At 59.8% G+C, this 22,587-nt stretch carries 25 protein-coding genes and 1 pseudogene; 9 read left to right on the forward strand and 17 right to left on the reverse strand.

From position 1 onward, the window contains the following. Window positions 1–27 precede the first annotated feature (27 nt). Window positions 28–984, reverse strand: a complete 957-nt coding sequence (locus B9Z33_RS06085; RefSeq protein WP_108286012.1) for a Bug family tripartite tricarboxylate transporter substrate binding protein — start codon at window positions 982–984, stop codon at window positions 28–30. 183 nt (window positions 985–1,167) lie between these two features. On the opposite strand from B9Z33_RS06085, the gene B9Z33_RS06090 reads away from it, so the two are divergent. After that, entirely contained in the window at window positions 1,168–1,947 is a 780-nt protein-coding gene (locus B9Z33_RS06090) for a LuxR C-terminal-related transcriptional regulator (protein WP_108286013.1), read from the forward strand. Here B9Z33_RS06090 and iaaH read toward each other — a convergent pair. The 3 genes from iaaH to B9Z33_RS06105 form a co-directional block, all read right to left on the reverse strand. After that, window positions 1,938–3,347, reverse strand: coding sequence for an indoleacetamide hydrolase (gene iaaH, locus B9Z33_RS06095; RefSeq protein WP_108286014.1), 1,410 nt, complete (start codon window positions 3,345–3,347; stop codon window positions 1,938–1,940). The genes B9Z33_RS06090 and iaaH overlap by 10 nt on opposite strands. Before the next feature lie 283 nt (window positions 3,348–3,630). After that, a complete protein-coding gene (locus B9Z33_RS06100) occupies window positions 3,631–4,128 on the reverse strand; it encodes a thermonuclease family protein (protein WP_233252741.1) in 498 nt (165 codons plus the stop codon). Next, a complete protein-coding gene (locus B9Z33_RS06105; RefSeq protein WP_108286016.1) occupies window positions 4,125–4,649 on the reverse strand; it encodes a MarR family winged helix-turn-helix transcriptional regulator in 525 nt (174 codons plus the stop codon). The genes B9Z33_RS06100 and B9Z33_RS06105 overlap by 4 nt, the downstream gene beginning before the upstream one ends. Window positions 4,650–4,764: 115 nt before the next feature. Here B9Z33_RS06105 and B9Z33_RS06110 point away from each other — a divergent pair, with 115 nt between their 5' ends. The 4 genes from B9Z33_RS06110 to B9Z33_RS06125 all read left to right on the forward strand — a co-directional run bounded on the left by B9Z33_RS06110 (window position 4,765) and on the right by B9Z33_RS06125 (window position 9,843). Further along, the gene (locus B9Z33_RS06110; protein ID WP_108286017.1) at window positions 4,765–5,739 is read left to right on the forward strand and encodes a Bug family tripartite tricarboxylate transporter substrate binding protein; all 975 of its coding nucleotides are present in this window, start codon (window positions 4,765–4,767) and stop codon (window positions 5,737–5,739) included. Between the two features lie 71 nt (window positions 5,740–5,810). Continuing rightward, window positions 5,811–6,785 carry a tripartite tricarboxylate transporter substrate binding protein gene (locus B9Z33_RS06115; RefSeq protein ID WP_108286018.1) on the forward strand — a complete coding sequence of 325 codons (975 nt, stop codon included), beginning with the start codon at window positions 5,811–5,813 and terminating at the stop codon, window positions 6,783–6,785. Between the two features lie 20 nt (window positions 6,786–6,805). Beyond that, entirely contained in the window at window positions 6,806–8,134 is a 1,329-nt protein-coding gene (locus tag B9Z33_RS06120; RefSeq protein ID WP_108286019.1) for a sulfatase, read from the forward strand. A 23-nt stretch (window positions 8,135–8,157) separates the two neighbouring features. After that, window positions 8,158–9,843, forward strand: a complete 1,686-nt coding sequence (locus B9Z33_RS06125) for a SulP family inorganic anion transporter (RefSeq protein WP_108286020.1) — start codon at window positions 8,158–8,160, stop codon at window positions 9,841–9,843. A 15-nt stretch (window positions 9,844–9,858) separates the two neighbouring features. Here the strand turns inward: B9Z33_RS06125 and B9Z33_RS06130 are convergent, their stop codons facing one another. The 5 genes from B9Z33_RS06130 to B9Z33_RS15410 form a co-directional block, all read right to left on the reverse strand. After that, a complete protein-coding gene (locus B9Z33_RS06130; protein ID WP_108286021.1) occupies window positions 9,859–10,815 on the reverse strand; it encodes a putative transporter in 957 nt (318 codons plus the stop codon). Then, complete coding sequence (locus B9Z33_RS06135; RefSeq protein ID WP_108286022.1) at window positions 10,815–11,312, reverse strand: cupin domain-containing protein; 498 nt, start codon at window positions 11,310–11,312, stop codon at window positions 10,815–10,817. The genes B9Z33_RS06130 and B9Z33_RS06135 overlap by 1 nt, the downstream gene beginning before the upstream one ends. Before the next feature lie 41 nt (window positions 11,313–11,353). After that, window positions 11,354–11,722, reverse strand: a complete 369-nt coding sequence (locus B9Z33_RS06140) for a c-type cytochrome (RefSeq protein WP_108286023.1) — start codon at window positions 11,720–11,722, stop codon at window positions 11,354–11,356. 224 nt (window positions 11,723–11,946) lie between these two features. Next, on the reverse strand, window positions 11,947–12,486 hold the full coding sequence (locus tag B9Z33_RS06145; RefSeq protein ID WP_108286024.1) for a cysteine hydrolase family protein: 540 nt from the start codon (window positions 12,484–12,486) through the stop codon (window positions 11,947–11,949). Window positions 12,487–13,043: 557 nt separating this feature from the next. Beyond that, entirely contained in the window at window positions 13,044–13,682 is a 639-nt protein-coding gene (locus B9Z33_RS15410; protein ID WP_146183830.1) for a hypothetical protein, read from the reverse strand. Between the two features lie 187 nt (window positions 13,683–13,869). On the opposite strand from B9Z33_RS15410, the gene B9Z33_RS06150 reads away from it, so the two are divergent. Then, a complete protein-coding gene (locus B9Z33_RS06150) occupies window positions 13,870–15,147 on the forward strand; it encodes a DUF4113 domain-containing protein (protein WP_108286025.1) in 1,278 nt (425 codons plus the stop codon). A gap of 18 nt (window positions 15,148–15,165) precedes the next feature. On the opposite strand, the gene B9Z33_RS06155 is transcribed toward B9Z33_RS06150, so the two are convergent. The 7 genes from B9Z33_RS06155 to nudB form a co-directional block, all read right to left on the reverse strand. Further along, window positions 15,166–15,990, reverse strand: coding sequence for a DUF429 domain-containing protein (locus tag B9Z33_RS06155; RefSeq protein WP_199220286.1), 825 nt, complete (start codon window positions 15,988–15,990; stop codon window positions 15,166–15,168). Between the two features lies 1 nt (window position 15,991). Next, window positions 15,992–16,870, reverse strand: coding sequence for an EamA family transporter (locus B9Z33_RS06160; protein ID WP_108286026.1), 879 nt, complete (start codon window positions 16,868–16,870; stop codon window positions 15,992–15,994). Window positions 16,871–16,915: 45 nt separating this feature from the next. Further along, a complete protein-coding gene (locus tag B9Z33_RS06165; protein WP_108286027.1) occupies window positions 16,916–17,338 on the reverse strand; it encodes a BLUF domain-containing protein in 423 nt (140 codons plus the stop codon). Window positions 17,339–17,340: 2 nt separating this feature from the next. Further along, window positions 17,341–18,069: a GTP cyclohydrolase I gene (gene folE / locus B9Z33_RS06170; RefSeq protein ID WP_108286028.1), complete on the reverse strand. Its 729-nt coding sequence runs from the start codon at window positions 18,067–18,069 to the stop codon at window positions 17,341–17,343. 85 nt (window positions 18,070–18,154) lie between these two features. Then, the gene (gene clsB, locus B9Z33_RS06175; protein WP_108286029.1) at window positions 18,155–19,384 is read right to left on the reverse strand and encodes a cardiolipin synthase ClsB; all 1,230 of its coding nucleotides are present in this window, start codon (window positions 19,382–19,384) and stop codon (window positions 18,155–18,157) included. Window positions 19,385–19,386: 2 nt separating this feature from the next. Further along, the gene (locus tag B9Z33_RS06180; protein WP_108286030.1) at window positions 19,387–20,139 is read right to left on the reverse strand and encodes an endonuclease/exonuclease/phosphatase family protein; all 753 of its coding nucleotides are present in this window, start codon (window positions 20,137–20,139) and stop codon (window positions 19,387–19,389) included. Beyond that, the gene (nudB, locus tag B9Z33_RS06185) at window positions 20,139–20,606 is read right to left on the reverse strand and encodes a dihydroneopterin triphosphate diphosphatase (protein ID WP_108286031.1); all 468 of its coding nucleotides are present in this window, start codon (window positions 20,604–20,606) and stop codon (window positions 20,139–20,141) included. Before nudB ends, B9Z33_RS06180 begins: the two co-directional genes overlap by 1 nt. Window positions 20,607–20,647: 41 nt before the next feature. Here nudB and B9Z33_RS06190 point away from each other — a divergent pair, with 41 nt between their 5' ends. The 3 genes and pseudogenes from B9Z33_RS06190 to B9Z33_RS15815 form a co-directional block, all read left to right on the forward strand. Further along, a complete protein-coding gene (locus B9Z33_RS06190) occupies window positions 20,648–21,253 on the forward strand; it encodes an ATP-binding cassette domain-containing protein (RefSeq protein ID WP_108286032.1) in 606 nt (201 codons plus the stop codon). A 181-nt stretch (window positions 21,254–21,434) separates the two neighbouring features. Next, window positions 21,435–21,860 carry a lytic transglycosylase domain-containing protein gene (locus B9Z33_RS06195; RefSeq protein WP_158270183.1) on the forward strand — a complete coding sequence of 142 codons (426 nt, stop codon included), beginning with the start codon at window positions 21,435–21,437 and terminating at the stop codon, window positions 21,858–21,860. Between the two features lie 200 nt (window positions 21,861–22,060). After that, window positions 22,061–22,474, forward strand: a pseudogene (locus B9Z33_RS15815) (RNA recognition motif domain-containing protein); the annotation flags it as partial. Window positions 22,475–22,509: 35 nt separating this feature from the next. On the opposite strand, the gene B9Z33_RS06205 reads toward B9Z33_RS15815, so the two are convergent. Beyond that, the coding region (locus B9Z33_RS06205; RefSeq protein ID WP_304598391.1) for a pyridoxine 5'-phosphate oxidase C-terminal domain-containing protein at window positions 22,510–22,587 on the reverse strand (78 nt) is incomplete at its 5' end.

Here is a 22,587-nt window from a genome sequence, read left to right on the forward strand (position 1 = left end):
CTTTTTAATTGGCGCTTGAGTGGCCGTTCAGTCGGCTGTAAAGCCTGAAGCTTTCACCACGGGTGCCCAACGAGTGGTTTCTGTGCTGATCAGTGCTTGCAGGTCTTGTGGGCTGCCGCCACCAATTTCCAGACCCATTTTGATGAAGCGATCCTTGAGTGCCGGATTTTTCAAAGCGCGATTGACTGCGGCATTCAAAGTGGTGATCTGCGATGAATCCGTGCCACCCGGCGCGAACAAGGCAAACCAGCCCACGCCGACTAAATCCCTGAAGCCTGACTCGCGCAGCGTAGGTACATCCGGAAACAAGGCATTACGCTGGGCGCCTGATGTCGCCAGGATGCGGCTTTTGCCTGCGCGGTGCATCTCCCCCTGGTCCACCAGCGTATCAATTCCCAAAGTCACTTGATCCCCGATGAGCGCGGTCATCAATTGTGCGCCCCCGTTGTAGGGAACATGGGTCATATCCAAACCAGTTTTCTGACCGATCATGACGCCAAAAAAATGCGGCAAACTGCCTGGTGCAGGTGAGCCGTATGAGCCCATGGCAGGCGTCTTTTTGACAACGGATACCAAGTCCGCAATGCTGCGAATCGGGCTGTCGGCCTTAACCGACACCCCAAACTGGAAGTCGGCAATGTGCGCTACAGGTGCCAAGTCTTTTTGCACCTCGTAATTGAGCTTTTTGTAAACCAGCGGTGCCAGCACGGGCACCACAATCGGAGCCAACATCACCGTCGCACCGTTGGGTGCAGCATTCTTTAAAGCTTCAGCGGCGATGCGACCACCTGCACCCACGCGGTTTTCAACGACCACAGGACGCCCTAATTCATCCTTGAGGCGTTCGGCCAACAAACGTGCGGCCAGGTCGGCAGAACCGCCGGCCCCAAAACCCACCAACACTTTGAGTGGCACCGGGTCGCTGGCTTGTGCCAGCCCAGACAACAGCAACAACACGCTGCTCAACCAGATTTTCGTTTTCATCAGGGCTCCTTAAAAGTCAAAAAGAATAGAACACCACAAGACTTTAGGTTTTTCAATGCATTTGGAACACCCTCAAGATTGATGGTCGATCCGCCAATAGAAACGACGACAAAGGGTAATCTCTCTTGACCTCAAAGAGTGATTTGTTAGCTTTGGGAACTCCTGAGAAGCCTGACATAGACCATGTACCTGAATACACAACAATCCAAAATGCTGGCAGAGCTGTGCGCGGTGATGGCCTCGGATGTCTCGAAAGCGCAACTGCTCCAGACCCTGGCGCAACCCTTGGCACAGTTCATGCGCGCCGATCATCTGGTGTCACGCCAATGGAATGCCACCACCCATCGTTACGCCATCTGCGCGTCATACAACGTTAAGCCTTCCAGAATTCGGGCGTATGAAGAGCACTTCCAGTTTTGTGACCCCATTACGCCGCGGTTGCGGGCCATGCGCACACCCGCGCGGGTCAGCGATGTGTGTTCCGCGCAAGAGCTGGAGGGCTCCGAGTTTTACAACGATCACCTGCGTCAGGACGGCATTCACTGGGGCGTGAACCTGTATGCCTACCGTGGTGATGCTTGCTTGGGTGATCTGGTCATTTACCGAGCGAGGGGACGAGAAGACTTCAGTCAACAAGACATGGCCTGCCTGAACATCATTGCGCCGGTGTTCACGGCCGCACTGAGTCGACTTGAAACCGTGGAGTCCACCAAGACCGCATGGCTGGGGCATGACGAAACCGAGCTGCGCCGGTTGTTGAGCGGGCCTTGTCTGCTCAGCCAGCGCGAGGCCGATGTGGTGCTGCTTTGCCTGAACGGGTGCTCAGACAAGGACATTGCACGCCAACTCCACATTGGCTTTACCACCGTGCGTTATCACCTGGGCAACGCGTTTGAAAAGCTTGGCGTTCAGGGGCGCAACAAACTGACCGCCCACATCGGGCAACTTTTGCATCAGGCATAAACCATGGGTGGGCGTGGAAGGCGTGGCAAAGCGCGTTCAATGGCTGCAGCCACACTCAAAAGGTGGCGATCCGAGCCCAAGGGGCCGTCCAGCTCCAGCCCCACGGGCAAGCCTTCGGCCGTCAAACCGGCCGGGAGGCTGATGCCGGGCAGTCCCGCATTGCTGCCGGGATCGGTGTTGCGGATCAAGGTTTTGAACGCAGGCACTTGTTGCCCATGTAAATCCACCATGTCGTCATGCCCCACGGGCGGAGCCGTCATGAGGCAAGTGGGAAACGCCAGGGCATCCAGGCGGTGGTCGGCAAAGTGCCGGGCGTAAGCGATCTGCAGTTTTTGCCGCCTGACCTGTGCCGCAGCATAGACGGTGGCCGTGACGCGGTCATGGCCGAGTTGGCGAGACAAGAGCTGGCCCACGTCCGGGCTGCCAACACCTGCCAACAGGGCATCCATGGAGAGCCCTTGCGCACCGACATAAGCGGGCAGGCTTTGCATCATTTCGAACATCACCAAGCTTGAGCCCGTGGCGTCGTTGTGCTGTGTCAGATCGGGCACATCCAGCTCTACGCATTCAACGCCCTCAGAGGCCAGCGTTTCTAGCACTTGCTCAATGACAGCCAGAACTTGCGGGTCGGCACCTTGAAAAAAGTCACCTCGCGGAATACCCAGACGCAGACCTTTGAGCGACACACAAGGCACGTCTGGTAGGTCTTGTGCCAGCACGCCATCGAGCCAGACCACGTCTGCAACGCTACGCGCCATCGGCCCCACGGTGTCTTTGGTGGGTGACAGGTGGAGGATGCCTTGCGATGCGTAACGGCCCGTGCTGGGCCTGAACCCGACGATGCCACACAAGGCCGCTGGCAGGCGCACCGAAGCACCGGTGTCTGTGCCCAGAGCGGCGGGCACCATGCGCGAGGCCACGGCCACGGCCGATCCGCCACTGCTGCCTCCAGGAATGCGCAAGGGGTTCCAAGGATTGCGACAAGCACCCGTGACCGCATTGTGGTTGGTACCGCCCAAAGCCAGTTCGTGAAGATTAGTTTTACCCGCGATCAAGCCACCCGACTGAAGCAATTGTTCGACCACAGTGGCATTTCGCCGTGGCCTAGAACCCAGCAATGCCCGCGTGCCACCGCTGGTGGGCAGATCAGAGGTGTCGATGTTGTCCTTAAGAGCCAAGGGTATACCCGCCAAAAGGCGATTGTCTGGCTGCTCTGTCGAGGCCTGATCGAGGGCTATGGCTTGCTGGATCAATCGCTCAGGATCGCGACTGATCCAGGCGTTCAGATGGTCCAGTCGGTCGATTTGCTGCAGCAATGCTTGAACGTATTCTTGGTGCCCAAGTTGCCGGTTGCGAAGAGCTGTGACAGCTTCAATCAGTGTGAGTTCAAAAGGAACCATAGAGCGTCAAGATCAAAAATGCTTAACTCTATGGGGCTATCCTGGTCTTGAACACCCCCATGAATGAGGGCGTTTAAGCGTTTTAAAGATGGCGCAGAACACCACGAACAGTTATCCGGTTTCGATTTGCCATAAGAAAATCTCATGTTCGAGAATTTCGGCTTATCGCGCACGACCCTTCGGCCGCAGGGGCGGCCTCCTACAGGGATGGCAGCCAAGGGCTTGACTCACAGCCCAAGTCTCTCGTGGGCGCTTGCCCTTGCTCGCGAATACCTGCCGATCGTCAAGCGCCATGGCAAGTGCCGTGGAATTTCCTGAACACGGGCGGCGACATGGCGGTCTCCGGTGCCGCAAACACACCGATTTTTTGTTTCTGAGCCTGGCGCTGCAAGCCCGCGTAGGGGCCTTTGCCGGTGCGAAACCTGTAGGCCCAGGCCATGCCCGAGCGCACCATCTCGGCCCCCAAGTCCACGCCATCTGCCGATAAACGCCCAATCTGTCGGCCATAGACATCCTGGCCGTGATCCACCACCTGCACCGACTTGCGCAGCGCCAGCCGAATCATCGCGTCGCGCGCTTCAGGTCCGCCGGGCTGGCAGGTCTCGGGGGCGTCAATGCCGTCGATGCGCAATTTGACGGGCTCATGCTGGCCTTCGCGCACCAAGAGCACCGTGTCGCCGTCCATGACCCAGCTCACCCACCCCGTCCAGACCTCTGAAGCCTGAACCACGCAAGGCAGCACCAAGACCAGCGCACAACACCACGCGCGCCAAACCGTCATACCGACTCCTTGCCGCGCTGACCCTGGCGGCGGTTGGCCTTGGGCAAGTCTGGGCTCAGTTCGGTCACCAAGGTTTCGGCACGGGCTTGCAAGCGCTCCAACGCTTCGTCAAAGCGGGCGGCTTCGTCGGGCTGCAAAGCCTTCAAAATTTGGCTGTTGATGGCCTGGATTTGGGGCATCAACACGTCATAAAGCTGCCGCCCTGCTGGCGTTAGGCTCACCAATGCGCTGCGCCGATCATTGGCGGGGATGGTGCGCAGCACCAGCTGCTTGTGGCCCAAGGCCGTCAAGGTCCGCGAAGTGCGGGCACGGTCACGGTGCATGCGCTCGGCCAGGGCCGATGGCGGCAAGCTGCCGTTTTCATAAAGTTGGGCCACCACACCCCACTCGCGCCGGGTGATGCCATAGCCGCCCTCACACAAGCGCACCACCATGGCCCCCGCCACGCTTGACAAACGGCCCAGCCTGTACAAAAGCAGGTCTTCAATCGAAGCCAGACGTTGGGATGGAGACAAAGGCATCAGGGTTTTCCAGGGGGATGGTTGATTAGATCAATTGTCCGTCAAGGCGCTACATTCTGACTGGACTTGCGCTTTCAACAAGGGACCACCAAATCCCGTAACACCGGAGACTTTCATGAATGCCATTCACATCTTCACCCGCCGCACTCTGGGCCTGCTGGCGCTTTCTCTGGCAGCGTTCTCGCCCAACCTGCACGCACAAGACAAACTACCGCTCAAGATCGTGGTGGGCTTTCCGCCTGGCGGGTCTGCCGACATCCTGGCCCGCATGGTGGCCGACGCCCTGCGCGAGGACTTTGGCACCATCGTGGTGGACAACAAGCCCGGCGCAGGTGGCCGCATTGCCCTGAATGCGGTCAAGGCTGCCAAGCCCGATGGCCAGACCGTGATCGTGCTGCCCAGCGGCCCCATGGTGCTGTTTCCCCACGTCTATAAAAAGCTCGACTACGACGCGGTGAAAGACTTCACCCCCGTCTCGCAAATCGCCCGCTTCCAGTTTGGCGTGGTGTCCGGCCCGGCCAGCAACGCGAAAACCGTGGCTGACATGGTGGCCAAGGCCAAGAGCGACCCGGGCAATGCCAGCTATGGCACGCCCGGCGCTGGCACCTTGCCGCACTTCATGGGCGTATTGATGGAGCAGTCGGCCGGCATCAGCCTCAACCATGTGCCCTTCCAAGGCGGTGCACCGGCCAACAACGCCCTGCTGGGCGGCCACATCGGCTACAAGTTTGACGTGGTGTCCGAAACCGCCGAAATGCACCGGGCCGGCAAAGTCCGCATCATCGCCGTGACGGGCAACCAGCGCGACCCACAAGTGCCCGAAGTGCCCACCCTCAAGGAATCGGGCATCAACATGGAAGCCACCGCTTGGTTCGCCATGTATGGCCCGGCAGGTCTGAAAGGCGATGCACTCACCCGACTTGAAAAAGCCATGATGAAAATCGCACGCGACCCGGCCATGAAAGACAAGATGCTCAAGCTCGGTTACGAGCCGATTGGCTCCACCTCGGCCGAACTGGCTGCGGCCCAAAAGGCCGACCTCAACCGCTGGGAAAAGCCCATCAAGGCCACGGGCGTGCAACTGGACTGATTCGCCTGCTGTTTTTTTACCACCTGCCCCAGTTGCCATTGGCAACTGGGCACCCACTTCCTGCTACTCCCATGAACATCTCGACTCCCATTTGGCGTACCGCACTGTATTTAGGTTTGGCTGCTTGCACCTGGGCCGCGCCCGCATCGGCCCAAAACTACCCCAGCAAACCCATCAAGTTCGTCTCCAACTTTCCGGCAGGTGGTCCCGCCGATTTTCTGGCCCGCAGCGTGGGGGAATACATCACCAGCCAGACCAAGCAGCCCGTAGTGGTCGACAACAAGCCGGGTGCAGGCGGCAACATCGGCGCAGACTTTGTGGCCAAAAGCCCGGCCGATGGTTACACCGTGCTGTTTGGAATCGACACCACCTTCACGGTCAACCCCTACATCTACAAAAACATGGCCTTCAAGCCCACAGACCTGCGGCCCATCATGGTCATGGTCTCTTCGGGCTTGCTGGTGGGGGCGCACCCCAGCACCGGCTTCAAAACACTCAAAGACCTGATCGCCCAAGGCAAGGGCAAGGGCCTGAACTTCAGCAGCGCGGGCAGCGGCAGCCCCGGCCATCTGGCTTCTGAAATCTTCATGGACGCTTCGAACATCAAGATCCAGCATGTGCCCTACAAAGGCAACACCCCGGCCGTGACGGCCGTGCTGGCGGGCGAGGTGGATGCGGGCGTGCTGGCCACACCGGGCATGTTGCCCCATGTGAAGACCGGCAAAATCACCGCCCTGGCCGTGACCAGCCGCCAGCGTTCACGCTCGGCCCCCGACATTCCCACCGTGGCCGAAGTGGGTTTGAAAGATTTGGAGCTGGAAGTGCTCTACATCGCCATGGTGCCTGCAGCCACACCCGAGCCCGTGGTGCAGATGCTGCAAAAAGCCTTCACCGAAGCCTTGAAGCGTCCCGACACACAGACCCAGCTGGCGGGCATGGATTTGTTTTACGAAGGTTTGATTGGCGCGAATGCAGTCAAACGCCTGAGCGACCAGTCCCTGCGTTACGGACGCGTGGTCAAGTCCACCGGCATGAAAGTCGATTGATTCTCCGCATAAAAACCCCCATGACTCAACGCCCCAACATCATCTTCATCGTGGCCGACGACCTCGGTTTTGCAGACCTCGGCTGCTACGGCGGTCGCAACGCGAAGTTCGGCAAGGTCTCGCCCGTGCTCGACCAGCTCGCCGCAGCGGGCCTCAAGTTCACGCAGGGCTATTCCAATTCGCCCGTGTGCTCGCCCACACGCTTTGCGCTCATGACGGCGCGCTACCAGTACCGCCTGCGCGGCGGTGCCGACGAGCCCATCAACAGCAAGAGCAAAGGCAGCGCCGTGCTGGGCCTGCCGCCCGAACACCCCACGCTGCCCTCGCTGCTCAAGGCCAGCGGCTACCGCACGGCGCTGATCGGCAAATGGCACTTGGGCTACCCGCCGCATTTCAGCCCCCTCAAGTCGGGCTACGAAGAATTTTTTGGCCCCATGTCGGGCGGGGTGGACTACTTCACCCACTGCGCCTCCAGCGGCGCACATGACCTGTACAGCGGGGAAGATGAAACGCCCGAAGACGGCTACCTGACCGACATGCTGTCTAAGCGTGCAGTTGATTACGTCGAACGCATGGCACCCGGTGCTGAACAAGGCACCCCCTTCTTTTTGAGCCTGCACTACACCGCACCGCACTGGCCCTGGGAAACCCGCGAAGACCATGCGCTGGCCCAAGAGGTCAAAGACAACCTGTTCCACCTGCACGGCGGCAACATCCACACCTACCACCGCATGATCCACCACATGGACGAAGGCATTGGCTGGGTGGTGGACGCGCTCAAAAAGACAGGCCAGCTCGACAACACCCTGATCGTCTTCACCAGCGACAACGGCGGCGAGCGTTTCAGCGACAACTGGCCCCTGGTTGGCGGCAAGATGGACCTGACCGAAGGCGGCATCCGCGTGCCGTGGATCGCGCACTGGCCTGCCGTCATCGCGCCCGGCGGCACCTCGGCCCAGCACTGCATGACCATGGACTGGTCGGCCACGATGGTGGAGCTGGCCGGTGCACAGGCCGATGCCGAGCACCCGTTTGACGGTGTGTCGATGGCCCCCGTGCTGCGCGATGCAGGGCACCAGTTCGAGCGGCCCCTGTACTGGCGCATGAACCACCGGGGCCAACGCGCCCTGCGCATGGGCGACTACAAATACCTGCGGGTGGACGGCAACGACTACTTGTTCAACATCCCGGCCGACGAGCGCGAGCGCGCCAACCTGGGCAAACGCGAACCAGCGCGTCTGGAGAGCATGCGCGCCGCATGGGAAGCCTGGGACAGCACCGTGCCCGCCATCCCCGAAGACGCCACCATCAGCCTGGGCTACTCGGTCAAGGACATGCCGCAGCGCTGAGTCAAGGGCAGCTAAGATCGGGCATGGCTTATATAGAACGATTCCTCACCTTCAAGCAATGGCCCCGACTGACCGGACCACTGGCACGCGCCGAAGTGTTGGCGGGACTGACCGTGGCGCTGGTCATGGTGCCGCAAGCCGTGGCCTATGCGGGCCTGGCAGGCATGCCCCTGGTAACCGGGCTTTACACCTGCCTGATTCCCGCCCTTTTGGCCGTGCTGTTTGGCAGCGCCAGCCGCTTGTCGGTGGGCCCGGCGGCCTTGACCTGTGTGCTGATTGGTGCCTCGTTGACAGGCATGGCCGAACCCGGCTCGCCCGAGTGGGTCGCGCTGGCAGTGTGGCTGTCGCTGCTGTCAGGCGCCATCCAGTTGCTCTTGGGCCTGGGCCATTACGGTTGGCTCATCAACTTGGTCAGTGCACCCGTCATGATGGGCTTCACCCAAGCGGCCTCCTTGCTGATCATGGCCTCGCAGGTGCCCGCCTTGCTGGGCATCAAGGCCTGGAGCTGGGACGTGACCACATGGCCCACCTGGCTGACCGGTTGGCCTGCGCTGTTTGGCTTGGCCAGTCTGGCCGCCTTGTTGGTGTTGCGCAAATTCAAACCCCGCTGGCCCGGCATCATGCTGGTGATGGGTGCCGCCTCGGCCTTAGGCTTCGCCACTGGTTACGCAGAACACGGTGCCATCGTGGGCCTGCTGCCTTCGGGTTTGCCCAGTTTTTACTGGCCTCACTGGCCGGGTCTGGATGTGCTCAACCAACTGTGGGTGCCCGCCATGGTGATTGCGCTGGTGAGCTTTCTGGAAACCGCATCCAGCGCGCGCATTGAATGCCAGCGCGACGGCAAACGCTGGGACGACAGCACCGAGCTTTTCAGCCAAGGGCTGGCCAAGCTGGCCTCTGCGTTTTCGGGCAGCTTCCCGACCAGCACCTCGTTTTCTCGCTCGGCACTCATGCTGTATTCCGGCGCACGGTCTGGCTGGGCTGTTGTGGCCTCGGTCGGGTTCGTGCTGCTGGCTTTGCTGATCCTCATGCCCGCCTTGCAATTCGTGCCGCGCTCGGTCATGGCTGCAGCCGTCATCGTGGCCGTGCTCAACCTGTTTCAGCCCCGGCAGTTCCTGAAGCTCTGGCGCATTGACCGCATCGAAACCCTGACCGCAGGCGTGACCTTTGCGATCACCTTGGCCACCGCACCGCGCATTTATTGGGGCGTGATGACCGGTGTGTTGGTGGGCCTGAGCCACTTTTTGCACACCCGCTTGCACCCTCGCATCATCGAAGTGGGCCTGCACGCTGACGGCAGCCTGCGCGACCGGCATTTGTGGAAACTGCCTCCCCTGGCGCAACACCTCTATGCGCTGCGCATGGACGCCGAACTGGACTTTGCTGCCGCAAGCGACTTTGAGCGCGCCATCGCCGATCACCTGGCGCGCCACCCCAACACGAAGCATGTTTGCCTGTTTGCACACCCAATCAACCGCATTGATGCCACGGGCGTGGAAACCTTTGGGCAGCTGCACCGCCAGCTCTCCAGCCGAGGCATCACCCTGCACATCAGCGGCATCAAGCTCCCGGTAGAACATGCCTTGCACCGCGCAGGCGAACTGCACGAAGGGCCATTCCTCAAGATGTACCGCACCGATGGCGAAGCCCTGCAAGCGCTCACCGCACTGGACCCGCTGCCAGCAGACATGGGCGCTGCCGCCATCTGAGGCGCACGGACCGGTTCAGGCCAAACCTTTTTCAAATTCGGTCAAGCGCTTGTGAATCGAGCGCAGCTCGGTGATGTCAGTCCAGCGCTCGATCAGGTAAGAAAACGCCTCGTTCACCTTGCCAAACGCATTGCTCACCTGCTGAATCACCCCCAGAGTGATCAGCCCGGTGAACAACGAAGGTCCCATCAGCAGGTAAGGAAAGATCACCATCGTCTGGCTGTAGAAATTGCTCCAGAGATTGAAATAAGCATAGTGGTTGAACAAGCGGAAGTTGTTCAGCCGAACCCCTGTGAACAAATTCAGCACCGTGGGCAAATCCATGCGGCTACGGTCGTCTTCGGCATAGACCAAATCCTTGCGCAATGCAGCTTCGGTCTTTTGGTTGTTGTATTCCAGCCCAGGCAGACGGATGCCCACAAACCACGACAACACGGTGCCGCCCAAGGCGGTGGTCAAAGCCACCCAAAAAAGCGAACCCTCAAACTGCAACCAGGCAATGGCCATGCCTTTGGACAGCGCCCACAGAATGGGAATAAACGAAGCCAGTGTGAGCAGCGCACGCACCAGCCCTAGCCCCAGGTTTTCGGTCTGGCGGGCAAAGCGCATGCAGTCTTCCTGAATGCGCTGCGAAGCACCTTCGACCGTCTCGCTGGTCTTTTGCCAACGCGGCAAATACACCTCGGTCATGGCCTGACGCCAGCGAAAGGCGTAGTGCGAGGCCAGATAGGTTTCCAGACTGCGTAGCAGCATGTAGGGGAACGCGATCCACGCAAACTGCTGCATGAAACCCCAAAACATGGCCAGCCCGCCTGCTTGCTCGGGCTTTTGCAACAGGTCATAAAACTGGCCGTACCAGGTGTTGAGCTTGACCGTCTGCTGCACCGTGATGAACACCAACGCCACCAACACCAACAAACCACCCCAAGCCCACAAGGCCCAGCGGCGCGAGAGAAAGAAACTGCCAAACATCAAAAAGCCTCACCATTCTTGCGAAAGAACAACCACTGTCCGCCTTGCTGACGCCCCAGCAAATCAGCCTCGGGGTAGGTTGCCGTGTCGCCATCGGTGCGGTCACCCACCTCCAATACCATGACAGGGTCAGGTGATTCGTTGACCAACTGATGGGCATTGCCTGATCCGGCTTTGAAACCTGCACACATGCCTGGCGACAGCACGCTGCGCCCTTCATCGGTCACCAAGGTCGGCGTGCCCGACACGATATAAATGAATTCGTCTTGCATGCTATGGGCGTGCCGGATCGACGATGCCGCACCGGGCGCCAGCGTGGTCAGGTTGACGCCGAAATTAGTCAGGCCAAACAGATCGCCCAAAGGACGCTTTTCGCGTCCGGCCAATACAGACTGCAACATCGCGACCACCTCAGGTGGGTAATTCGACGGTTTGGCACGCAGCGGAGCTTGGTCGGCCACAAGGGCCTGGGGTTTGGACTGGGGCTGTCTATTCATACTCGATCTCCTTGGAATGCCATACCACTTACCCGTTCAACTTATCTGAGCTCTTGTCGGCTCTGATTCTGATCTGAGTCCAACGCTGTAATCCACCGAATCAACTGTTTCAAATCCTCATCAGGAATTTGCATCATGGGTGGTTGTGGAATGACACCCCACACAGTGGAACCACCATATTTCACTTTTCTCACCAGTTGCTGCTGAACATCTTGCCCCCGATACCTCAACGCAACATCTTTGAACGCAGGACCAACAATCGGTCGATCAACACCGTGACAAGCAAGACAATTATTCTGCTTTGCAATTTTCAATGCCGCCTCTGACTTCATGGCAGGCTGCTGCTGGCATGTGGAACAGCCATAAATCCCAAGAGAAAGAGCAAGCAGGACCCACCCAGTTTTTTTCATATTGCCCCTTATTTCAATGACCTCAATGCACTGAGCTTTAGTTTGAAAACGCCGGACTCACTTACAAACAGTCAAGAACATGGCAACGCCTGAGGGGTGGAGGTGAATGAATCGGCCGCGTGCTCATAAGCATGCAGCATCAAAACCTTGTAGGCCATGGCGTGGCCTGGGGTGAGTTGGGCTATGTGCATGGAGGCTTGCATGTCAAACGAGTTAGGCCTCCGTCAGCCTGCAAAGCGAACCGCGTCGTGCGCAATCGCCATGACCCTGGGGCCGAAACTGGAGATGTTGGTCAGCGTGGCGTTGTGGTGCGCAATGACCTGCTGCGCGCTGATGGCCGCATTGCCTGCCGGGGTGTGCGCATCGGAAACCAGTATCACCGGATACCCCAGCGCCAAGGCCTTGCGCGTGGTGGTGTCCACGCAAAACTCGGAATGCATGCCGCAAACCACCAAGTTCTTGACGCTCAGGGCTTGCAAAGCCTCATGCAAGTCTGTGCGCAAGAAAGAATCTGGCGTTGTCTTGCGAATGCGCCGATCACCGCCCTGCACCTGCAAGCCTGTCGCCAATTGCCACTCAGGGCTGCCATGCTCCAGGTAGCCAGCGCTCGATTCGTGCTGAATGAAGAACACCGGCACGCCCGCAGCGCGTGCCCGATGCGTGACCACGTTGATGCGCTCTATCGTGCCTGGGCAGTCATGCGCGGCATCGGGGCCTTCGCACAGGCCTTGTTGGACATCGATGATAAGAACAGCTGTCTGCATTGAAAGTTGCGTGCCAGATAAAACCTGAGTCATCCGATACCTATAAGTCGCCATCTAGCAGGAACATTCAATCGCCCGCTTCTAAACCGGCGCCCATTAGACAGCTCCACCTCAATTAAAAACAGGTTGGTATGAAATTTTGAGAAAGGGTGATTACTCAACTTATGACGCAATTCAACTGGCTGCTGCGGCTCGATCTTTAGAGGGCCGTTTGATAACAATTCATGAGTCGGACCACCAAAGCGGATAGCTGGGTAAAAGCGAGGTGACATGAAAGGCTGATTTAGAAGGCGAAGAAGCGTGTACCGCCTCCGGTAGGCACCTCTTGAGACACAGCTGGTAATGTAAATCGGTTTTCCAGTTTTATTTATAACAGTGGCTCGAATCTCGTCTAGTCCCGTGCCATCAAGAACGAGGTTACAGCTGGGGGATATTCTCACCGGCCGAAGCCATTTCACAAGTCCAATGATGCTGGCAAGAATTGTTGCCATGGCAGCTACAACTTTTGAAAGTTCAATAAGGTCTGACACTGCGTCACTCTCGCAATCTAGATAGCGTCACTGCACAGCCGCCAGAACCTCTTGCTCCAGAACACCCTTTGCAGCACATTCGGCGTACTGCCCTTCTCTGTTGGAGGGGAATGGGGCACTCGAACCTGAATTGAACGAAATGGAGTCTGAAGAGTTGTGTGGGAATCCTCCGGCTGCAGATCGAATTGTTTGGGTGCGCGATACAACATATCGTGTATTGGCCGTAACTCGGGTCGTCGTGGGCCCTACCTCTTCAAAAATCAGATTCACTCGGCCTTCTAGGCTCATTCGTCTATCAATAAAAAACAGCCCCACTGACGGGTTCATGATTTCGTAGTTTTGCTGTGCCTTTGCACCAGCAAAATCATATGTCCGCTCACCCTGCGCATTTTTTACAAAGGACGTGATTCTTCCGCAATCAATGTATTTTTCAGGATCACCGGAATAGCTTAAGTTGATAAGGCCCGACGATTTATCCAAATTATTGATGACGAAGAATTGCTTACTCAACGCAGGAACACCAGCCGACCAAACTACATCTCTCGGTTTTTCGATGATTTTGACGTTCTGACCTTGAATAGCAGTGGTATTTGGGCGGATGTAATCAACCTTACCAGCACAACCTGCAAGTGCAGAAATAGCGATGACGATAAAAAATGAACGCAAGACAGTTCCTTCAGAAAGCGAAGCCGCAAAAGCCGAAATTATGACTTCTAAAGACAACACAAAAATTCACTAAGAATTTTTGTCCCGTCGCAGGGTACGCAAATTTTCGTTGCGCACAACTGAAAAACACATGTTTTTAAGCCAATCACCGCCAATTACTGTATTTATTTACAGTATATTGAATCCCATGCTCCGCTCCCTCTTCATCGACTTCAACAGCTACTTCGCCTCGGTCGAGCAACAGCTCAACCCGACCTTGCGTGGACGGCCCGTTGGAGTCGTGCCGGTCATGGCCGATTCGTCGTGCTGCATTGCAGCCAGTTACGAGGCCAAGGCTTTTGGCGTGAAGACGGGGACGCGGGTGTCTGACGCCAAGCGGCTGTGCCCAGGCATTGCGTTGGTGCTGGCCGATCACGCCAAGTATGTGGAGGTGCACCAGCAGGCCGTGGCCGTGGTGGACCGGCTGGCACAGGTGCGGCAGGTGGTGAGCATTGACGAGATGGAGTGCGAGCTGACGGGCCGCTGGCGCGAGCGTGACCGCGCCGTGGCGCTGGCCCAGCAGATCAAGGCGGCGCTGCTGGCCGAGGTGGGCGAGTGCATGCGCACCTCCATTGGCATTGCGCCCAACACGCTTTTGGGCAAGCTGGCCTCTGACATGCACAAGCCCGATGGTCTGACGGTGATCGAGCTGCATGAGTTGCCCGAGCGGTTGTTTCACCTCAAGCTCTCGGCCCTGCAAGGCATTGGCCCGCGCATGCGCGAGCGCCTGTCGCGTTGCGGCATCGAGACGATGGCGCAGCTCTATGCCGCGCCGCGTGATTTGCTGCACACGGCCTGGGGCGGGCTGGCGGGTGACGACATGTACGACAGGCTGCGCGGGCGGTGGTACGGGCCACGCGCCACGGTGGCCCGGTCGCTCGGGCACTCGCATGTGCTGCCGCCCGACTTGCGCCACCCCACAGGTGCCCGCGAGGTGCTGCACCGCTTGACGCAAAAAGCGGCCATGCGGCTGCGCAAGCAGGGTTTTTATGCCACGGCCATGCAGGTGTTTGTACGCTGCGACCACCGCTGGCAACGCGAGTCGGGTGGCGAGCGCTATGCCCATGTGGGGGAGACACAAGACACGGGCTTTTTGCTGCACACGCTGGACCAGCTTTGGTTCAGCGGCCTGCACGTGCTGCAGCGCCCACAGGCCGTGGGCGTGCAACTGTGTGGGCTGGTACTGGCGAGTCAGCACACGCCCGATTTGTTTGACACGCTCGAAGACGCACAGGCGCCTTCTGCGCAAACGAAACAAAACCACGAAGTTCACCGCGACCGTGCCCGGTTGATGTCGGCCATGGACGTGCTCAACCGCACTTATGGCAAGAATGCGGTGTACTTTGCCAGCGCCCACCATGCGCTGGACGCCGCGCCGATGCGCATTGCGTTCAACCGGATTCCGGATCTGGAGACGGAGCGCTGAACGTCAGCGCCGTGTCGCTCAGGCCGTGACGATCCAACCTTCGAGCGGGTCACACGGGGGCAAGCCGTATTGCGGATGGCCAGCATCGTGCTGCTGCTGCGCCCAGGCCGCTTGCATCAGGCACAAGGTGGCATCCAAAGCATCGCCGCTGGCGTCATCGGCCAAGCGGCCCAGCAGCGCGTTGCTGGCCACCAGGCGCAGGCCCAGGCGGGTTTGCCCACGCTCCAGCGCGCCCAGCAGTTCGCGCCGGGCCAGCAGCCGCTCGGGGGTTTGTTTGGCTTTGTCGTCGCTTTTGTAGCTGGCGTTGCCCAGCACCTCGCGTGCGAGCAAGCCAGGGTAGGCTTCCAGCGCCACTCGGCGGGCATCGCCCATGTGCAAACCGGGCAGGTGCACGCCCGCCTGACGCAGCAGAGGCACACCCGCGTGCAGCATGTAGGCCACGGGCGGGTTGACCCATTTCATGGACGGACTGGAACCGGCAGGCTTGTCGGCAGCGCGGTGCGCAAACTTGCCACCCACCGGGCGAGCGTTGCAGAACGCGGCAAACTGCTCGCGAATTTGGGCGCGCTCCAAGGCGCAGTAGTGGTCCATGCAAGCGGCCCAGTCGGTTGGCCAGCCCAGCGTCTCGACCAGCTCACGCGGCAAGCCAAAGGGCAAGTCAAAACCACCCACCCAGTCGGCAGGCTGCGCCAGCCAATGGCCAAACGCGTTCAGCGTTTCAAAAGTCTGCAGGGCTTGCAGCTGCACCCTCCCCTGCCGGGCTTGGCCCTGCGCCAGCACGATGGGTTTGCGCCTGCTGGGGCTGCTGGAAAAATCGCAACCTATCAAGGACACTGTGTTCATCTCACCATCCCAAGGCCATCACACCTGCGGCGATCAGCACCGCCCCGGCAATGCGCAGTCCCCGGTCTTTTTCACCCAGGAGATGCCCGCCCAGCAAGGCCGCGAACAACATCGACACCTCACGCGCAGGCGCCACATGCGACAGCGGCGCCACCTGCAAGGCATACAGCACCAGCACATACGACACAGGGCTGAAGATGCCGACCACCAGCGCGTAACGCCGCTGCTGCAGCCACAGCGCCCACACCGCTGGGCGGTCGCGCAACAAGGTGGGCGTCAAAAAAACCAAACGCATCAGGTTGCCAAAGTAGTCCACCAAAATGGGCGACATCAGCGCCACCTTGACGGCATAGCCATCGACCACGGTGTAACTGGCAATGAACAGGCCGGTGATGCCGCCATAAAAAATGCCGGTGCGCACACGCGCTTGCTTGTTCGGGTCGTGCGCCGCCTTCCACAGCTCGGGGCCACCCGCAATCAGGAACACGCCCCCGACCACGCCCAGAATGCCCACCAGGCCCAACGCCGAAATTTGTTCACCCAGCAAGGCAATGGCCACCATGGACGACAGCAGCGGCCCCGAGCCTCGCGCCAGCGGATAGACCACCGTGAGGTCGGCCTTGCGGTAGCCGCGCAGCAACACGATGAAATAGGCGATGTGCAGCAAGGCACTGGCCAGCACCAGGCCCCACTCCAGCAGGCCCCAGGCGGGCACCTGCTGCCAGCCCACCCACAGACCCACGGGGGCCCAGAACACCATCAACACCACCGAAGTGAAGGCGACAAAGCGCACATCGCCACCGGCCTTTTTGGCGGCGATGTTCCAGCTGGCATGGATGAAGCCGGCCAGAATGACCAGGGCAAGCGCACTCAGGGGCATGGGCGTGAAAAAGCCCCTTGCGGGGCTTGGGGGTGAGTGGGCGTTTTAAGCCCGGCCGATGATGGAGGCGGTGGCCATCAACTCTTCGAGCAGGGCCAGTGAAACTTTGCCCGAGACGCTGTAAGGGTCCAGCTCGGCCCGCTCAGAGTATTTGAGCAGGATGTTGGTGTTCACACGCGAGGCGTCGACCTGGCCCATCGTCCAGCCACCAAAGCGGCGCTCAGAAATCTCTTCGTAATGCAGCAAGACCACATCTTTGTGACGCACGTCTTTCTGAATGTGACCATACAGGTCACTCACGGCATTGCGCCCGCCTTCGATGGCTTGCAAGAAGATGCCACCGCCGTAGCACAGGATGCCGGTGATGCCACTGGACGGGTTGAACTGGCGGGACTGAGCCAATATGGATTCGATGGTCTCAGCACGGGTATCCACAGCGCGGCTGGCGTAAAGCAGGCGTACCAACATGGTCAGTTCTTTCCAGGAATCAGGGAGAGGAATTCACGGCGCAGGTTCGGGTCCTTCAAGAAGGCACCGCGCATGACCGAATTGATCATCTTGCTGTCCATGTCTTTGACGCCGCGCCAGCCCATGCAGTAGTGGCTGGCTTCCATGACGATGGCCAGGCCGTCGGGCTGGGTTTTGCGCTGGATCAGGTCGGCCAGCTGGACCACGGCTTCTTCCTGAATCTGGGGACGGCCCATGATCCATTCGGCCAGGCGTGCGTATTTGGACAAGCCAATGACGTTGGTGTGTTCGTTGGGCAGCACGCCGATCCAGATCTTGCCAATCACCGGGCAAAAGTGGTGGCTGCAAGCGCTGCGCACGGTGATGGGGCCGACGATCATCAGCTCATTGAGGTGTTCGGCGTTGGGGAATTCGGTGATCTCGGGGCCTTCGACATAGCGGCCTTTGAACACTTCCTTGAGGTACATCTTGGCCACGCGGCGGGCGGTGTCGCCCGTGTTATGGTCGTTGACGGTGTCGATCACCAGCGAGTCGAGCACGCCTTCCATCTTGGTCGTGACTTCGTCCAGCAGCTTTTCCAGCTCGCCGGGTTCAATGAATTCAGCGATGTTGTCATTGGCGTGGAAGCGTTTGCGGGCGGCCAAAACCCGCTCACGGATCTTGACGGAAACGGGTACGCCTTCGTCTTCGGGCGTGGCGGCAGAAGCAGTCATGGCGTCTGGGGCTTTCATTAACATGGCAAGGATCGTAACAGCGATTGACCTGCCCACCTTGACCGAGACAGAACGCCCATGCCCGGTCCGGGGGATCTGGCGCTCAGTAGCGGTTGCCGCTCAAAAACAGCGCCAATCGCATCAAACCAAACGCCACCCGGTCGCGCAGCCTTTGGTGCCAGGGCCGCTGGGTGTAAATGGCGGCCAGCACCGGGGTGCTTTGCTGCTCGATGGCCAGGTGCAAACGCTGGTGCAACTGCTTGGCAAACGCCTTGTCGGCCACGACCACATTGGCCTCCCGCGCCAACAGCAAGCTCAAAGGGTCCAGATTGGACGAACCCACCGTGGCCCAGGGCCGGTCGTTGTCCGGGTCCACCACGGCCACTTTGGCATGCAAAAAACTGGCGGTGTACTCGTGGATCTCGATGCCTGCGGCCAACAACACCCCATAAACCGGGCGGGCTGCGTGGTATTGCATGAAGTATTCGTAGCGCCCCTGCAGCAGCAAACGCACCCGCACACCCCGCTGCGCCGCGTGGATCAGGGCTTTGCGCAAACGGCGCCCGGGCAAGAAATAAGCATTGGCGATCACAATTTCGTGCCGTGCAGCGCCAATCGCTTTCAAATAAGCACGTTCAATCTGGCTGCGGTGCAAAACGTTGTCACGCAGCAGCAGCCCCGCCTTGGCCACCAAACGGCCGTCCAGCGCGTGTGCGTCTTCGTGCGTCCAGGGCAAATGCAGGCCCGCTGCCCGAAAGGAGCTGAACGCCTCCGGAAACTGCTGCTGCCGGACATGGCGCACACCCTGGATGCGCCACCACAGCTGCGCCATGGTTTCCTGCATTTGCTGCACCAAAGCACCTCGTGCGCACACGGCAAAGTCCAGCCGGGGCTGGACCAACGTGCCGTGGTGCGGGTCGTACCAGTCGTCCAGGATGTTGATGCCGCCGCAAAAGGCCAGATGGCCATCGATCACGCACAGCTTGCGGTGCAAGCGCCGCCAACGGCTGGGGATCAACAGGCCCAAAGTGCCCAAAGGAGAGTACACGCGCCAGTCCACCCCCGCACGGGCAAAACGGTCACGCCACTCGGGCGGCAGGCCGGGGGTGCCAACCCCATCGACCACCACCCAGACACGCAAACCCCGCAAGGCGGCCCGCTCCAGGGCTTCGGCCACCATGGCTGCAGCGCCATGAAAATCAAAAATATAGGTTTCGATGTGCACCTGCGACCGGGCCTGCTCCAGCGCAGAGACCAGCGCCTCGAAATAGGCTTGCCCGCCTTCGATCAAACGGATCTGGTGACCGTCGCGCAAGGGTGGGCTGTGGCGCATGCTCAGTCCGTCCAAGCGAACTCGGCAACCAAAGGCAGATGGTCCGACATGCGTTGCCATATGCGACCCGACGGGGCCATGGCATGAACGGGGGTCAGCCCCCGCGCATACACATGGTCGAGCTGGTTCAAGGGCAAGCGCGATGGGTAGGTGGGCGTGGGCTGCTCGCGCCATTCGCGAAAGCCTGCCCCGGCCATGCGTCGCCCCAGGCCCGTGCCCCAATCATTGAAGTCGCCCGCCACCAAAACCGGCGCATGGGCCGGAATGGTCTGGTCAATGAACGCCAGCAACTGCACCACCTGACGCACGCGGCTGGCTGGCACCAGCCCCAGATGCACCACGATCACATGCACCACACGGTCGACCACCTGAACGGTGGTGTGCAGCAGGCCCCGCTGCTCAAAACGGTGGTCCGATATGTCCTGGTGCTGGTGCGACAACACGGGCCAGCGCGACAACAAGGCATTGCCATGCTCGCCGTGGCGGGTGGTGGCGTTGGTGCGGTACACCGACTCGTAACCTTCAGGGGCCAAATAATCGGCTTGCGGCTGGCTGGGCCAGTGAGAAAAGTAACGCTCTTCGCGGCGGTGCATGCGGCGCACCTCTTGCAGGCACACGATGTCGGCATCAAGCTGCTCCACGGCGTGACCCAAGTTGTGAATCTCCAGCCGGCGCGCAGGTCCAAGTCCCTGCACACCCTTGTGGATGTTGTAGGTGGCCACACGCAAGATGGGGTGTTCGTGTCGCTGGGGCATCAAAGGCCGATCCGGTTTTCAAAACGCGGCAGCATCAAAATGGCTTCGGCGTTGGACGGCGAAAAACAATGGTCCGCCGCAGCCTGCCAATGCAGCCATTGCCAGTCGGTGTGTTCGGCGGGGCTCAAAGTGATGGGGGTCTGTTCGGGCACGCTCAGCCCGAACACGCGCTCGGTGTTGCGGCTCACGTCGGGGTGGTAGCGCCAGCGCCAGGCGGGGTAAATGTCGTACACGTTTTCCAACTGCCAGTCTTGCAAGCGGCAGTGAGGGTGCCGCGCATCGATGCCGGTTTCTTCGAACACCTCACGCGTGGCCGTGTCGGCCCAGTCTTCATGAGGGAAATCCTTGCTGCCCGTGACCGACTGCCAAGTGCCCGCATCGGCACGGCGAATCAGCAAGACCTGGCCGCTGGGGGTGTAGATCACCACCAGCACGGATTCGGGAATTTTGTAGAGCGTTGCGGTCACGATGGCATTCTAGGCAGCCCCAGCCTTGCTAGGATTGAGCCATGTCGTCATCACCCGCCAATTTCGCCCCCTTTTTGCTGCAAACCCACCACTTGAGTGGAGGACCGGCAGGTCACCCGGTCATTCAAAGCCTGAGTTTCTCGTGGCCTGCTGGCCTGAACTGGGTCTGCGGCGATGAGAGCTGCGGCAAAACCAGCCTGCTGCGCCTGTTGGCCGGTGATTTGCAGCCCCTCAGCGGCACGGTTCAGGCACCGGCTGGCGGGGTGTTCTGGGCAGACCTGAAAGGTGCCGAACACGACCCCATCACCGTGCAAGCCTGTTGGGCCCAACTGCAAACGCTTTACCCCCGATGGGACAGCAAACTGCTGGACGATCTGTCCGAAGCACTGGACATGGAACGGCACCGCCAAAAACCCCTGTACATGCTCTCCACCGGCAGCCGCCGCAAGGTCATGCTGATCGCCGCTTTGGCCTCGGGCGCGGCAGTGACCTTGCTGGACCAGCCTTTTGTCTCACTCGACCAAGCCTCGATACGGGCGATCAAGGACTTTTTGCGCGAAGCGGCCGAACAACCCGGCCGCGCCTGGATCGTGGCCGACTACGAAGCGCCAGACGATTTGCCCATGACCACGGTCATGCAGCTTTGAGGCGCGCGGCCCGTCAGGGCTCAAGAAATCGCCTCTTTTGCCGATACTCAACACAGGGTCCATGTTTCGGGCTTGGCTTTCGCACCTTGCGAGCGCAATTGAACTTCGGAAAAAAATGCCCGTCTTGAAGAAATGGCCAAAGCTTTGGACATGCGCGTTGCTCGCGGCATGGACACCTTGTATGGCCTGGGCCAAAGAGCCCAGCCACAGCCCCAGGCCTTTTACATCACCTGCCGAGCGTTGCATCGTGCCTGCCGCACAGAAGCATGGATTGAACCCGCAGATATTGCGCGCCATTTTGCAAGTGGAATCGTCAATGAGGCCCGATGTGGTGCAACGCAATGCCAATGGCTCGGTCGACGTGGGCATGGCCCAAATCAATTCCATCCACTTTCCCGAGTTGTCCCAATGGGGCATCACCCCGCAAAAACTGCTGGACCCCTGTGTCGCCACCCATGTGGCCGCGTGGCATCTCAAGCGAGGGTTGGTGCGGCATGGCAACACTTGGTTTGGTGTGGCGGCCTACCATTCCGTGACGCCAGAGCACAACGCTCGCTACCAAGGACTGGTTCGCCAAGAGCTGATGCGCGTGGGTGCTTTGCGGTGATTGAGCGGCCTCAAAAACCGCAGCCGGGACACACACAAAACCCCATTTATGTTCTATGCCCCATAATGCGTGCGTGTACGTCATAAAAAACGGCACAAGTCAGGTGATCGGTCAGTTTCGCGCGCTACGGCGGCAGTTATCAGTTTGTTGTGCTTTCGGGACCCCATCGCTTTGTTTTTTGTATTTCTGAGGAGTCCTCCATGGGCAATAAACTTTACGTCGGCAACTTGCCGTACACCGTTCGCGACGAAGACCTGCAACAGGCTTTCGGCGAATTCGGCGCCATCACCAGCGCAAAAGTCATGATGGAACGCGACACTGGTCGCTCCAAAGGCTTTGGCTTTGTGGAAATGGGCAGCGATGCCGAAGCACAAGCTGCGATTGCTGGCATGAATGGCCAATCTTTGGGTGGTCGTAGCATCACTGTGAACGAAGCCCGTCCGATGGAGGCACGTCCTCCACGTACCGGTGGTTTCGGTGGTGGTGGCGGTTACGGCGGTGGCGGTGACCGCTCCGGCGGTGGCGGCGGCTACGGCGGCGGCCGTTCCGGTGGCGGCGGCTACGGCGGTGGTGGCGATCGCTCCGGCGGTGGCGGCTACGGCGGTGGTGGCGGCGGTGCCTTTGTTGCCCGTCTGACCGTGTCGCTGGTTCAGGGGGCCAGGCGCTCGCGCAACCACTGGCCACCGTCTTGCGTGTAACGCAGGCGGTCATGCAGGCGGCTCTTTCG

Origin of the sequence: Limnohabitans sp. T6-20 (assembly GCF_003063505.1) — a bacterium.
GTDB lineage: Bacteria > Pseudomonadota > Gammaproteobacteria > Burkholderiales > Burkholderiaceae_C > Limnohabitans_A.

Bases quoted from the DNA above. Each gene is read 5' to 3' on its own strand.
- B9Z33_RS06085 (WP_108286012.1), bottom strand. From the start codon at position 984: ATGAAAACGAAAATCTGGTTGAGCAGCGTGTTGTTGCTGTTGTCTGGG.
- B9Z33_RS06090 (WP_108286013.1), top strand. From the start codon at position 1,168: ATGTACCTGAATACACAACAATCCAAAATGCTGGCAGAGCTGTGCGCG.
- iaaH (WP_108286014.1), bottom strand. From the start codon at position 3,347: ATGGTTCCTTTTGAACTCACACTGATTGAAGCTGTCACAGCTCTTCGC.
- B9Z33_RS06100 (WP_233252741.1), bottom strand. From the start codon at position 4,128: ATGACGGTTTGGCGCGCGTGGTGTTGTGCGCTGGTCTTGGTGCTGCCT.
- B9Z33_RS06105 (WP_108286016.1), bottom strand. From the start codon at position 4,649: ATGCCTTTGTCTCCATCCCAACGTCTGGCTTCGATTGAAGACCTGCTT.
- B9Z33_RS06110 (WP_108286017.1), top strand. From the start codon at position 4,765: ATGAATGCCATTCACATCTTCACCCGCCGCACTCTGGGCCTGCTGGCG.
- B9Z33_RS06115 (WP_108286018.1), top strand. From the start codon at position 5,811: ATGAACATCTCGACTCCCATTTGGCGTACCGCACTGTATTTAGGTTTG.
- B9Z33_RS06120 (WP_108286019.1), top strand. From the start codon at position 6,806: ATGACTCAACGCCCCAACATCATCTTCATCGTGGCCGACGACCTCGGT.
- B9Z33_RS06125 (WP_108286020.1), top strand. From the start codon at position 8,158: ATGGCTTATATAGAACGATTCCTCACCTTCAAGCAATGGCCCCGACTG.
- B9Z33_RS06130 (WP_108286021.1), bottom strand. From the start codon at position 10,815: ATGTTTGGCAGTTTCTTTCTCTCGCGCCGCTGGGCCTTGTGGGCTTGG.
- B9Z33_RS06135 (WP_108286022.1), bottom strand. From the start codon at position 11,312: ATGAATAGACAGCCCCAGTCCAAACCCCAGGCCCTTGTGGCCGACCAA.
- B9Z33_RS06140 (WP_108286023.1), bottom strand. From the start codon at position 11,722: ATGAAAAAAACTGGGTGGGTCCTGCTTGCTCTTTCTCTTGGGATTTAT.
- B9Z33_RS06145 (WP_108286024.1), bottom strand. From the start codon at position 12,486: ATGCAGACAGCTGTTCTTATCATCGATGTCCAACAAGGCCTGTGCGAA.
- B9Z33_RS06150 (WP_108286025.1), top strand. From the start codon at position 13,870: ATGCTCCGCTCCCTCTTCATCGACTTCAACAGCTACTTCGCCTCGGTC.
- B9Z33_RS06155 (WP_199220286.1), bottom strand. From the start codon at position 15,990: ATGAACACAGTGTCCTTGATAGGTTGCGATTTTTCCAGCAGCCCCAGC.
- B9Z33_RS06160 (WP_108286026.1), bottom strand. From the start codon at position 16,870: ATGCCCCTGAGTGCGCTTGCCCTGGTCATTCTGGCCGGCTTCATCCAT.
- B9Z33_RS06165 (WP_108286027.1), bottom strand. From the start codon at position 17,338: ATGTTGGTACGCCTGCTTTACGCCAGCCGCGCTGTGGATACCCGTGCT.
- folE (WP_108286028.1), bottom strand. From the start codon at position 18,069: ATGAAAGCCCCAGACGCCATGACTGCTTCTGCCGCCACGCCCGAAGAC.
- clsB (WP_108286029.1), bottom strand. From the start codon at position 19,384: ATGCGCCACAGCCCACCCTTGCGCGACGGTCACCAGATCCGTTTGATC.
- B9Z33_RS06180 (WP_108286030.1), bottom strand. From the start codon at position 20,139: ATGCCCCAGCGACACGAACACCCCATCTTGCGTGTGGCCACCTACAAC.
- B9Z33_RS06190 (WP_108286032.1), top strand. From the start codon at position 20,648: ATGTCGTCATCACCCGCCAATTTCGCCCCCTTTTTGCTGCAAACCCAC.
- B9Z33_RS06195 (WP_158270183.1), top strand. From the start codon at position 21,435: ATGGCCTGGGCCAAAGAGCCCAGCCACAGCCCCAGGCCTTTTACATCA.